This window comes from Burkholderia sp. Leaf177, assembly GCF_001424345.1.
Classification (GTDB): domain Bacteria; phylum Pseudomonadota; class Gammaproteobacteria; order Burkholderiales; family Burkholderiaceae; genus Caballeronia.
The window spans coordinates 94,253-107,515 of record NZ_LMPF01000022.1 but is presented as its reverse complement, the minus strand read 5'-3'; the positions used below and the strand labels follow the sequence as shown (position 1 = coordinate 107,515).

Here is a 13,263-nt window from a genome sequence, read left to right as displayed (position 1 = left end):
TTTCAACGTCGGCAATCTGGCAGATTGCCGACGGCGCCAACATCGAGCAGCAGGATGGCCGCTTTGTGCGCGGGCGAACTCCTAGTCTCGACCGTGAGCGATTACCAGCTGCGCTTGCTCCCGACGTCTGCTTCCTCGCTGGGGGCGTCCACTAACTTTTGCCCGGCGATCGATACGTCTGCCCCTGAGGCATGAAGCATTTTCTTTCACTCAGTTGGAACCAACCTTTTGCACCCAACTGCAACAACACAAGGGATTTACATTTAGTTAGGCGCCGCTACGCTAGGAAGCCAAACGAATCTCGCGGAAGGCCTCTCCAAGTTGAAGCGCGGCACTTCGCCGGTCACCCATGTCAACCAACATGTCGAGAATTCGCAGAAACTTCTGAGCAAGACCAAGCTTCATCGGTGCGTCGCGATGTGCGAAATGCTGCACAAGTTCAGCGATACGCGCAGGAATAAATGTTCCATGCCACCCCTTCAGGCTGTCTGGCCCGTCGCTGATGATCGCGAGCATCTGGTCCGCGAAGACTTCGGCGGGGTAGTTGGTCTTTGCTCGCTCACACAACGTCAAGAACGGGGCCATCACGGAGGCAGCCCATCCACCGGCGCGAATGAATCGGTCAATCAGGGACAGGATGCGACTAATTTCCGACCAGTCTCCATTGACATAGCGAGCGGCTAAATCCGCGCGTTCGACTGAGACAAACATCAATGTGCGAACAAGTTCCGGCTGATCGAAGCCTGAGAATTCTCCGCTTCGGTAGGCGTCGCGATCGAACGTTGGGTCGTCGAGAAGTCGACCAAGACAGAGATCGAGCATCTTGACTGCATCAGCTGGAACGACCCGGGCATCGTACACGTAGGTGCAGACGTAGGTGCTCGCGAATGGTGAGAGGAGAGCCCAGCAATTTTCGCCCTCGAGCCCCAATATCGGGTGAAGGAAGCGGATCTGATAGTCGCTGAGCGGGAGCAGCCCAGCCACTCGTCCGAGGCTAGAGCCTAGCGCGCGGGTCCATTCAAAGACACGTGTCGAAGAACGATCTCGACGTCCTGGTTTTACCCAGGGAGGCGCATTCTTCTGATTAGTCCAGTCGAGGACTCTGGCGAGGAAATCGAGCAGAGCATTCTTCGCGCTACTACTCAGGATCTCATCGAACGGGACGCGCTTTAGAATTTCCGCGGCTTGCTTTGAGTGCCAGAAAACATCCGGTTCATTCCAAACCTCATCTGCATCCGCCGCATCATCTTCGTTGTAGTCGTCATGGCTCTGATGCCATTGTCGGTCCTTGCTGGGTTCGACCTTCACCCAGGCTGGAGGTGGCAATGGAAGGGTCGACCATCCATCGGCATTCTCATAGAACGCAAGTGCCGCGCCAATCGCCCCCTGCGCTTCGCTTACTGAATGGAGAGCTTCGTCGTGTTGACGAAGCTGATCCTGCGGCCGCGGTAAAACGTGGCAGAGCGAAAATGCCAAAATTAGTGCCGCCCAGGTCAGCTTCGAGTCCTTGGACCAAAGTTTGCAGGCTTCTTCGAGCGCGGCTAACGAGACGATTTCAAGCGGATGCGCAATCAACCCAAGGAGGTCGTGATCCGTGCCTTCCACCGATGTGCCTTCGCGAAGATCTGCTGCGAGGCCACGCGCCACGTAGATCGCTTGGTGCCACGGGATAATGGAGCCAGGCGACCACATTAATCCGGGCTTTTCTGGCAGACGGATTGCACGCGCTAGAACGTCACGAGCCCACTCAAGGTCTACTTCGGTGAGCCTTTCTCGGAAGTTGAGTACGGCGGCGGCTGTAGCGGCGACCGCACCTCGACGCATACCCAACCTCCCGTCGTCGTTCTCGTTGTCCGAATGCTCGAACAAGTTGCCGGCGTCAGTTTCGCTTGCCAACGCGATGGCTGCCTCGACTGTGAAGGTTTCGCCCAGCGTCTTTTCTTCGAGGTATTTGGACGCCCACGTCCAGAGAGCCACCTCTCTAAGGTGCCTAGAGGCCTCCTCAGCTCGGGCGACGTATTCAGGCTTAGCGGCGGAAGGGCTGACGTGCACGATCGCAATCTCGTCTGAATGCTCGTTCGTGCGGTAGGCCTGATAGTTCCCCGGTTCCACCAACTCGGCATACCCGAGAGCCTGAGCTGTGAGATGCTCCCGAGCCTCCGAAATGTTGCGATGCTCTTCGTACTGGTAGGGCAAATTATTCTTGAAATTGAGGATCGCTTCGCGGGCTCGGTCGTGAAGTGGCTCGGTCGTGAAGATGAACCTTGGCACCATCCAGCTAAGCTGTGCTTTACGGACTGGCCGGGTATTTGCTGACTGAATTGCCACAACGTGCGGCTCGTCGGTCCGCCCCGTGAACCCGATTAGGCTCGCGGTCGGCGAGAGGTCCTGCACCATTCGGTTGTGGTCTGCCGCTAATAGGCGTTGCGAGGTGATTAGCGGCAATGTGGCCTCTGACACCGTCTCAGAGTGGAGCGTGACCATCGCAGCGATACCTAGGATGGCGATGCAGTCGTTCCCCTCGACTATTTGCTGTATCAGCTCGTCAACGGACCGATCGCGTACAAGCTCGGCGAAGCACCATTCCTCTAGCGCCATAAACCCGCAGCCGATGGCCTTCGGCGCCCTAGTCGACCGAAACCAAAGGTACTCCCGGTCGGTGCCCCAGAATCTTTGGGTACCCCAGGGGAACGTAAGTTCGAGCGGTATAGGGCTGCCGCCACGTTCACGCGAGTGACGATGCAACTGCAGCCATGCGGCCATCGCATGATTGCAGAGTTCCCGAAGCAGTCGCAGTGCCTCGCCGGGCGATGCTTGGAATAGTGAGTGAAAGGGCTCTCGAAGCGGCGAAGGTGGCGAGAAACTTCGGTAGTCGTCGTGAATCGAGAGTCTATCCCAGTCGTGATAGCTGAAATCGCCGATGGTTCGCAGGGAAAACCCAACCGAAAGTGCCCTTTGCTCTTGACGCGAGCGCTCGGCTTCCGGTTTTGCCAAAACAGATTTGCGCCACTCGGCTGCGTCGTGAAGCTCGCTCTCTTCGCGGGCGACTTCGTCGTCAGGTAACTCCTTTCGCAGGAACATCAACGATAGGTCGACAACCGACTGAGGAAGCGATTGGGCTAGGATGGGTGAGTAGGCGATGATGTCATGAAAGTCGTCGTCGCGGATGCGCTCAGAATTGGTGATCCGTTGCAAATAGTCAGCCGCAAGGGTCGGCTCGGCCTTGGACGATCTCAAGAGGAGCCGGCCAAGCGATTTTCCGAAATCGCCCAAGCTGGGAACCCTGTTCCAGTATGCAGAGTTTTCATCAGGCCCGTCAGCGGTGCTGATTGCATCGATAGCGGCGAGCCAGGCAGCACATTGTTGTAGTAGCGCGCGAGATGTCGGGTTGCTAATGCCAGCTAGGGCGTTCTGCCAAACCTCAAAAATCGCGACGATCTCGGGATAGAGTCGCTGCGGAATGTCTGAAATGCGCCGGAGGATAAAGTCGATAAGGCGGCGCCAGGCGGCGAAGTCCGAAGGCCAACCGAGGAAATCAGCGACCCGTTGACGTTGCTCTAGTGGGAGCGTACCAGCGAGGATGCTCGCATTCGACGAGGTCTTCTCAGCCTGAAACCAGACGAGCGTTTTCCTGAAAAGTCGGAAGTCGTCGGCAAGCACGGCAGTCGCGAACTGGTCTTCGTCAACTTCGAACCTCCCAGTGCCGAGCGGCCCGACCAACCACGCTCGCAGCCATTGTGACCTCAGATCCGAACCTTCAGTTTGCGTGAGGAACGCCCGCCAGTCTGTTCCGTGGGCGTACTCCCACTGCGAGACGAGTTCGACTACGCGTGCGACCGCCGGCGGTTCGCCGCACGCCCTGATCTCTTCCATCCATTGTGCTCCGCGATCGGCCAGGACATGGAAGAAGGCCCATTCAAAGAAGATATCGTGCGCAAATCGAACCGAGATACCTTCGCGAGCATTCTGAAGTATGCCGTCCGATCGAAGGTCGTCGATGTGTGCGACCGAGGTGAGCTGACTAAAGCGGATCGGCTGGCTAAGCTGGCGGGCGCGAACGCGTGCCAAATCAAGCAGCGCGCGTTGGCGTTCAATCGCGCTTTGCCCGGTCTCGTTGTAACCGCCTCGCCGCCACCAATTCCCGATTAGATCGGCTTCCGATTGTGGGGCGAAAGTCGGCTCGCTCGGGGCAGCGATGTAACTTTGATTCAGTACCTTCGCAAAAAATGGGCGTCGGACGATCTCTTGCACTTGGGCCGACCCAAACAGAAGTGGCCTCAGATGTGGCTTGGCGATTGCAAGCGTATCGGCTTCTTCGCCACTTAGTTGACCAACGCCGAGCGTCTCGACTTTCAACTCATCAAGGAAGTCGCCCAACCAATTGCGCAACACCTCTATGCCGGTATCCCGAAGAGAGACGACGATGCGCCAGTGATCGAGCAGCGGCGACTCTACGATGGTGCGAATGACGTCGAGGATGATTGCCTGGTGTTCTTTCTCAATGCGATCGATCGCATCAATGAAGAAAATGGGAATGCCGGCGGCTCCAACGTCCACAAGAAGTAGCTCTAATGGCACATCCGAAAGACCATGCGAGGCCGCGTAGCTGATCCAGTTGGTGCCTTCGAGCTGTTCAGCTTTGAGGAAGAGGATCGGCCCGCGCTCGAGCGCGCGGAGTACTGCTCGCTTCACCAATACTGATTTGCCGCTGCCAGGAAGACCGCGGATCTGGACAACTCGGGCTGCAGCGAGCTTTGCGTCCAAATCCTCAAGTAGCGAGATTCGATCAAGCTTTGTTCCGCCAACATCGTCCGGAATGAGGCTCGCGTAGCTCTTCGCGACCTCCATCAACTTCTCGAGGTCGCGGCGCAATGAGGTCGCGCCGAGCAAACGCGCGACAGATGCAATCGAGCGTACAAGCCGTGCACGATCAAACTGACCTGACTTGCCTGCCGATGCACGGGCGAGTTGAACGACGCGCGACCAGACAAGAGGAGCTTTGCCCGCATCGTCGGGCACTAGGCAATCTCGGATGCGATTGATTGCGTCAGGGGGATCGGTAGCGCCTTCTCGAAGGAAGTCAAATTGGACGAGTACGAAGTGTGCAAGGAACTGATGCACTTCTTCCCGTGTGCACGGCGCCCCTTTCGCTTCTCCCAGCAGAAAAACGACATCTTCGTTTACCGCTTTAATGTCGACGCCGGCGCTGCCACCCGGCACAAAACGTGCTTCAAAGTGCTCAGCCGTTAGGCTTTCGCGTGCCCAATCACAAAGCGTCTTTAGTGCCCGTTCTTTGACAGGGGTAACCGTACCCACCGCTGCCCCGTAGCGGTCGGTATTGATGCGGAAATCAGACTTTTTGAGCGTGGCCCAACTGTCGCGAATGATGTCGCGAAAGTCAGTGTTCGTGTTCGCCTTACTGACAGTGAGCGATCGCTTCACTTGGAGGCTTAGCCGAGCGGGACCCTTCGTGGAGTCCTCAAAATCAACAATCACATCGTCGAGGGGTTCGCCGAAATCGCGCTGCTGAACCGACACTCGGACAACAGTTCGATCGTTAATGCCCGGTGCATACGCCTCGGCTAGCAACGCGGTGAGATAGAACGCAGCCGCGTCGCCCTCAAAGGTAAAGCCCTCGCCCCCGGCGAGTTCGGGTGATTGCGCCATCGATAGTTGGAAAAATTCGTTGAGTAGGCGTCAGCCGATTGGCAGATCATGGGCGATTATGCGCCTAAGTCGTGCCACACAAGAGCTTGACGCTCGGTCTGCGCCGCACTGCACGCAACTGCCCGTAATTATGACGACCGCCGCCGGCCATGCGCTCGTGCTGACAAGCAGCTGGGCAGATCCGCTCGCGCGCGGCGATGGACAAATCGCCCTGATGATTGCTCCTCCGGCACGAACGAGCCATGGGCGCTACGATTCTCAAAGTTCGCGTGGACCAGCTAGGTAAAAAGCGGACAGCTATACGATCCGTCAATGCCTTTCAGCGTCAGGAAAGAAATGCTGATCGAGCCAGTCGTAGCCAGCAGTCGCCTCGCGAAATGCTTCTACGGATACGGGTGATTCGTTCTCGCCGTGGAAAAGCGCGTTGCGGTCCTTCGATACCTTCGAGTAGCTTGACTGAACACTCGATAACGACGGTGCCCCCTTGATCTTGCGGCAGACGTACTTGAGTTGCTTGAAGCGACTTGGCTTTCGAGTATCGGTAGGCCAATCAATCTGATCAGCGACTGCCTTGTTGATTGTCTCAACCAATTGTCGGGCGTCGTCCCAGTATGCGTCGCTGCTGTCTAAGCTATCAAGGCCGATCGGTGAGCCATATTTCGCGACTTCGGTTCTCATCCTATCGTTAATCAGCGACTCCGTGCCGACGTTCAGCCAAAAGAGAGCTTCTCGTGTATCTCCGACGCGCGCGTGTTGTTGCGCAAGTTCACGGCACTTGCGGTGCCACGGCATCGCGCGCATCTCACCTTCGACGACCAACGGCTCGGACGGCGGTACGAACGCCTTCATTAAGCTTGCGGGATTGTTGCGCCAGATGAGCCCGAAATCCTTTGTTGAACCGCAGGACATCCGACTTTCAAGCTGGCCGATATCGCTAGGTGAGGGAATCCATCCAAAGGCCTCGCCCTGCTGATAGCGGACGTGCCAACAGACTTCGTAGATCACGTCGAAAACCACATTGAAGCCGTTTGGCCACGATTCTCCTAGGATGGAGCCAGCAGATGGAATCCGAAGCGCGGGTGCCTCAACGCTCGGGTCGACAAGGGCGGCAAAGTGGAGATCCACAGAGGTTGCCCCGCTTGGCCACCTGGAGGTGTTCATCTCTGCAGCGACCGTTTCGGTGCCGCCCGAATTGAAAACGCTGGAAGGCTGAGAAATTTTTGGAATGAGCGAGCCTGTAAGCTGAATTCCGCGATGAATAGTCCTGAGTTCGATAGTTTGTGCGGACATCGCGTAAGGTAGCGACGTGCGAAAAATCGTGCGAAGTGTCCCGTCGCGTAATCCGTCAAGTATGCTCGTGACGACCGCAATCTCAGAATCGAATTCCGCAGCTTTTATAGAGGTATGAGGCCGAACGATGGCACCTATGCGGAGTGAAAGTTCATCGAGTAGCGCTAGTCGCTCACTGGTCATGGGCAAAGGCACACCAGCGAACTTCTCGTAAAGTTCGTCGCGCAGCGCATGAAGGACGAAGACAGGCGAGTTCATAGGGGACTTGGATTCATATCCACTAAACATCGAGACACATCTGCGGAAGCTGGCCTGATGCTCCAGTTTCACGGTGAACGGCGTCGGTATCCGCCACCTGTCCTGACGTGCACAGAAGTCAAAGAGGAAAGCTTGACGCGCCTGCTTGTCGGCCTCCGAGCCACACACTATCGAGGGAATGTGCGAGAGAACGTCGAGCAATTCGGACGTTGGGATCGTTGTGGCTGAAGTCTGAGCGTACAACTCCGTTGACCCGTAGCGACTTCTCAGCCAGCCCTTAGCTTCTGCCTTATTCATTTTTCAACTCGAGCCATGTCTGATGTGTTCGCGCACAACGGTCGGAGTGTCGCCCGTTGTGGTCGCTGGCATTGCGCTGTAAATAACCACGTTCGACGACGACCGACGTGAACACTCGCATCTTAAAGCGACCAGTGCGACCGCAAATCGTGACCTTAGACGAAGGTCGGGCAGGCGAGGTGCAAGTGCAGATATGATCCCCTCCAATAGTCTTTCTTCGATTAGAGCCTGAACCGTCGGCGTGGCAGGATTATAAGTCGCCGCCGCGTCGGTACGGTCCGACATGGTCGCCTTTGGGAGACCGGTCCCGTTCATTGAGCGGCCGTCCCAGCCACGAGCAACGATCGTCGGCTAAGGCCGATGAACCGCCATCAACTCTGTCAGGTTCAGCGGCCGCTTCCAGAGTGCTACCGACGCTCGAATGTCCAACTGCGTCTTCCAGTGAATGTCGCTTCATGGCCGGAAGCGGGCGAACGAAAACTTGATGTTTCCGGCCGGCGGTCGGTCCGCGCCCGCTCCGAGTCATCCCACCAGAGATCGTCTCCTCTGCTAGTCGATCTACGAATGGATTGAGCAGCAACTCTCCAGGGGTGGTCACTACCACGAGGTGGCAAATTCATTGGCTCGAAGTACGCCACTCTCCAAAAAAAACATAAATCTCCGTACTTTCATGTGCAGACACGAGGCAACGATACCGCCGCCTACAACAATCCTTGGGGACTTCGCCCACCGCCGAGAAGCCTTAGTTCGGACTATCCAGATGACTGGAGAGTGTTTCCACTAAATCGCGTTTATCTTCGTCCACCGCGCTCCTACACTTCGTCCGACTCAACAAGATAAACGCAACATGCGTTGCACGACGACGCCGGACAACGCGCATATTTCCCTCGAACGAACGAACCGGACAGGTGGATACCATGAGCTTTTCAAACAGTGACATTCAGATTTTTTATCGCGATGCAACCGAACTCGCCCGCTTGATCCGGACGAAGGAGCTGTCGCCAGTCGAGGTCGTCAAGGCGCATCTTGACCGCATAGAAGCGGTCAATCCAAAGGTCAATGCCGTCGTGACCTTGATGCGCGATGATGCGATCAAAGCTGCTAAAACCGCCGAGGCTGCAGTACTGAATGGCGCAGTGCTGGGGCCGCTTCACGGTGTGCCGTTTTCAATCAAGGACGCGCTCGATACCGAAGGCGTCCTCACACAGCGTGGCTCGAAATTGTTTGCCGGCAACATCCCCGCGAAAGACGCCACGGCTGTCGCAAGGTTCAAGGCGGCCGGCGGTATCCCGCTTATGAAAACCAACCTTCCGGAATTCTCCGCATGGACGGAAACCGACAACCTTGTGACAGGACGCAGCAACAACCCATGGAACCTCGACCGCACGCCGGGTGGGTCGTCCGGAGGAGAATCGGCAGCAATCGCTGCGGGTATGTCGCCGATCGGCATTGGCAGCGATGTGGCAATATCCGTTCGCGGACCAGCTGCGTTCACCGGGATCGCTGCACTCAAGGCAACGCACGGCCGCATTCCCTACACCGGCCACTATCCAGCGGTGATCTCGAAGTGGTGGCATGTCGGTCCGATGGCCCGCACCATTCGCGACGTCTCGTTAGGTTATTCGATTCTCAAGGGACCCGACGGCGTCGACGGTTACGCGGTACACACACGCAACGCCGACTCTGGCGACGTCAGTCGGGCCGGTCAGCCGATTCGCGTCGGCTGGGTCTCAGATGCCGCGTTCGGTCCCGTCGATCCTGAGATCACAGCCGCCGTGAAGGCAGCTGCAACACAGCTTGCGAAGCTTGGATGCGATGTCAAGGAAGTGACCCTGCCGTTCCTTGGAGACCCGCTTGCCACGTTGATGACGACGGTCTATGGAGAAATCGTGCCATACATCAAAGAGCTTGCCGCAGGACGTGAGAGCGAGCTGCACGACATCGGTAAAGGCATTGTCTCGTTTCCCGATCCTTCATTTCGTGATTACCTGGCCGCAGAAGGAAGAGCCGAAGCGCTGCGCTCGGCATTCGCCGGATTTTTCCAGAAGTACGACGTCCTGCTTTGTCCCGTGAATCCGATGACCGCCACGCCTCATGGCGCGGAGGAGCTCGTCGTCAATGGTGAAACGGTGTCATGGATGCACGTGATGCGCGCGACCTCGCCATTCAACGTGACAGGACTCCCGGCGCTTTCAGTGCCTTACGGCTTTAGCTCGGAAAGCCTTCCTATTGGAATCCAACTGGTCGCGAAGTGGCTCGACGAAGCAACGATCCTTCGCCTGGGTGCACTCCTGGAACGCACTGGCGGCCTCGGTGATCGACGCCCTCCCCTTTGATGTCGTCAAACAGAGGTGCGAGATGAAGCAGATTCTGGTCAGCAGAACGGGAGGCCCTGAAGTACTCGAGATGGTCTCAGTGCCGCCGCCATCTCCCGGGCGCGGCGAGGTGCTTGTCGATGTGGAGGCCGCAGGCGTCAACTATGTGGACGTTTATCAGCGCAACGGCGCCGTGGACTACCAACCGGTGCCGTTCGTGCCAGGGTATGAGGGGGTCGGTACGGTGCGCGAGGCCGGTCCCGGAGTGTCGGCACTTCCAATAGGCACCCGCGTTGCATGGATTAACGTCCCGGGTTCCTATGCGCAGCAACTCGTCTTGCCCGCTGATCGGGCAATCCGGATACCATCAAGCTTTACGGCGGACGAAGGATTGCTGTTCCAGGGCGTGACTGCCCAGTATTTGCTGGCCGAGTATCACCAGGTCAAGCCGGGCGACATCGTACTTGTGCACGCGGCGGCTGGAGGAGTAGGCCAGTTCCTGGTCCAGTGGCTGAAGCGCCTAGGGGCGGTCCTGATCGGGACGGCCTCCGCCGAGGCCAAGCTGCAAACGATTCGGTCACTGGGCGTTGATCATGCGGTGAACTATAGCGATGGTAATTTTCTCGATGCAGTTCTCGAGATCACCAAAGGTCGTGGAGTAGACGTTGCTTTTGACGCCGTCGGAGCAACGACGTTCTCTTCAACGGTAAAGGCGCTTGCTCCTCGCGGCACAGCTATCGCTTATGGCCAGGCATCGGGCGTCGCGCCCGACGTGCAGATCTATCCGTTAATTCTCAAAGGCGCGCGCGTGGCGGGCGGATCGCTTTTCACCTACATCCAGGACCCTGCTGAAATGCAACAACGCGCGGCGGAAGTGATCTGCGGCATCGAAGAGGGTTGGCTCAGTGCGCTGCCGACCACGCGGTTTCCGCTTGATGATGCAAGCTCGGCTCATCGCGCAATCGAGAGCCGCAGTACACAAGGCAAGCTGGCGTTAATTCCTTAAAATCGCGCCGGTGATTCGATGAACTGGCATGCACCTCATTTTGGGGCTACCGATGAATAACCTGTTGGCGATCCGGGTCTTCGCAAGAGTGGTGGAGACCGGTGGTTTCACCAAAGCCGCAGATTCCCTGGGCATTCCTCTTGCCACAGCCAGCAAGCTAATACAGGACCTTGAAGCGGAGCTACGCGTCAAGCTCTTGCAGAGAACGACGCGCATAGTCGCGGTCACGCACGAAGGCGCCGCTTATTACGATCGAACGTTACCGATCATGCAGGCCCTGGATGAAGTCAACAGTTCGTTCGCGTTCGAGAACGCGAATCCTGCGGGAACGATCAGAATCGGCATAAGTGCCTCGCTGGCAAGTAGCTTTCTCATTCCAGCCCTTCCCCGGTTCCACGCGCGATATCCGAATGTTGAAGTGGACTTGTGCGTGCGCGACAGCTTTAACGACATGATCCAGGACGGCATCGACTGCACGATTCGTGGGGGGCCAATGCTCGACGAATCACTCGTGGCCAGAGAAGTTGGCCGGGCAGGATGGACGACGTGTGCATCGCCGGAATATGTGCGCCGCTACGGCATACCATCCAGCATCGACGATCTAAAACGCAACCACAAACTCGTGAGGTATATCTCGCCACGAACAGGGCGTGTTGTTCCTTCTCCGTTCGGCGTGGGAACGGACGCCATTGAAGTGCAGCCGAACGCGTTTTTGAGTGTGAACGAAGGCAATGCGCATCTTGCAGCGGGTCTGGCGGGAGTCGGTGTCATTCACCTGTTTTCGTTCAAGGTCCGGCCTTATCTTGCAACCGGTCAGCTCGTAGCGTTCCTCGACGGGTTGCAGCCGCCGCCATATCCATTCCATGTGGTATATCCGCGCAACCGGCATCTCAGCCAGCGTATGCGCATCTTCATCGATTGGCTCGTGGAGATGTTCGGTGAACTGGATTCCGCCGACCAGCCGTCCTAGCAAAAGAGGCGAGCGCTTGTCTGTAACACGTCTGACGCTGCGGAGGCGAATGCCGAATGACTGATTCACTAATAAGGCGCTGCTAAAGGTCTTCGGACATGGTGAGGTTGGAACTTCGACCACGAGCGATGAAAGCAGCCTATTTGTTAGCGGCTGTAAGCTGCTTTAACAAGTTTTGCGCACGTCCATGCTGCATCGACAAATGCGAAGTTTCATCAATCACTCTGATGATCCTGTTTGACCAATAGTTCAAGTCCATCCCTTGGTTCAGCTCTATCTTAAGCCCACGGCGCTCCAAATGTCGTAGGGCCAGTGCAAGATGATCGAGAGCGGCGTCGGCACTGAGCGCCGTCATCTTAGGCTTAATAGGGCTCATAGTTTCGTCGACCTCTTTATCAGAAATCTTATGTGGACTTTCACCTTTTGATAGCTAGATTGAATCTTAGCTATTAGCGCTAAACCTCAACAAACTGAAAAATCAATCCAAAAACAAGAATAATAAGTGAAACACCAATAAGTCAGATTTTAAATACTTTGTAACCATTTAATCTCTTAAGGAACGGACGGCCCCATATAACCAACATGTAAGTACTTTTAAATGTTCATTGTTTATAGAAACAGTTTTATATCTAATCTACCAATTTGTTTTCTAACTTTGGACTAAACTTATACCCATCGTAGACATGCCGTATCCGTACTTTACGAAAATTTGCTATCGACGCGTAAAAGCGGCCAGACATCATAGCCATGATTTGGCCAAGATTTGTCAGCGAGCAATGAATTAGCCTTCCTCTATACGCACCCCAGAAGCACTTTAGCGCTTATTCGGTGGTTAGTGTTGTAATTATAGTTTTATAAGCAAATACTTATCTTCATCCTAGCTCGAGTAGGTGTTCGTCGGTTAAAAAGCTTTTTAAGCTTATAACATCAAAAATAACATTGTTGATTTTTTCAATCCATGCTACTTGCTGAAAATCGATTTTCCATTAAAACATTTTTTTATTTCTGAGCCTAGTAGCTATTTTGTTCCGCCTACGTCCGACAGCTGCGCTCGATCTATTGCCTCGAAACGCCGTTGCAGCTACCCGACTTTCCATATCGGTAATTCTCGATGATCAATGCGACTTAGTAACTTTAATTTAAAAGAGATGTTCGCCTATTCGTCAAGCAAAATTGCATCGTTCGCGGTCGACTAACCGGAGGGCGGCGTAGAATCAGGCAAATCAGATCATCGTTAGCTATGCTCGTTTTCACTAGACCATGACGTTTTTCATATTGCGCTTTTTCTACCCATCGTCGGATTAGAAAAGCCAGAAAATCAACGGATAGAGGTACCCAAACCTGTTGACCACAATCCCCGCTGGTCTTATGCGCACACGAACACCATTCTCAAAACTCGCGTATGACCGAGTCGCCGAATTCGGTGAGCTGACCGATAAGCCGTTGCGAGCGCAGCGAAT

5 protein-coding genes are annotated in these 13,263 nt (G+C 55.7%); 3 read left to right on the top strand and 2 right to left on the bottom strand.

Annotated elements, in window-relative coordinates:
- Positions 1–282: 282 nt before the first annotated feature.
- Together ASG35_RS32195 and ASG35_RS19300 are read right to left on the bottom strand one after the other, a co-directional pair.
- Positions 283–5,667, bottom strand: a complete 5,385-nt coding sequence (locus tag ASG35_RS32195; protein WP_056361174.1) for a hypothetical protein — start codon at positions 5,665–5,667, stop codon at positions 283–285.
- A gap of 309 nt (positions 5,668–5,976) precedes the next feature.
- Entirely contained in the window at positions 5,977–7,512 is a 1,536-nt protein-coding gene (locus tag ASG35_RS19300; protein ID WP_056361171.1) for a hypothetical protein, read from the bottom strand.
- 917 nt (positions 7,513–8,429) lie between these two features.
- On the opposite strand from ASG35_RS19300, the gene ASG35_RS19295 reads away from it, so the two are divergent.
- Genes ASG35_RS19295 through ASG35_RS19285 form a run of 3 tightly spaced genes read left to right on the top strand, consistent with a single transcriptional unit; the run spans position 8,430 to position 11,803 of the window.
- Positions 8,430–9,848 (top strand): amidase, encoded by a 1,419-nt coding sequence (locus ASG35_RS19295; protein ID WP_056361168.1) that lies wholly within the window; start codon positions 8,430–8,432, stop codon positions 9,846–9,848.
- On the top strand, positions 9,826–10,833 hold the full coding sequence (locus ASG35_RS19290) for a quinone oxidoreductase family protein (RefSeq protein WP_156393261.1): 1,008 nt from the start codon (positions 9,826–9,828) through the stop codon (positions 10,831–10,833). Before ASG35_RS19295 ends, ASG35_RS19290 begins: the two co-directional genes overlap by 23 nt.
- Before the next feature lie 28 nt (positions 10,834–10,861).
- Positions 10,862–11,803 carry a LysR family transcriptional regulator gene (locus ASG35_RS19285; protein ID WP_235527619.1) on the top strand — a complete coding sequence of 314 codons (942 nt, stop codon included), beginning with the start codon at positions 10,862–10,864 and terminating at the stop codon, positions 11,801–11,803.
- Positions 11,804–13,263 lie beyond the last annotated feature (1,460 nt).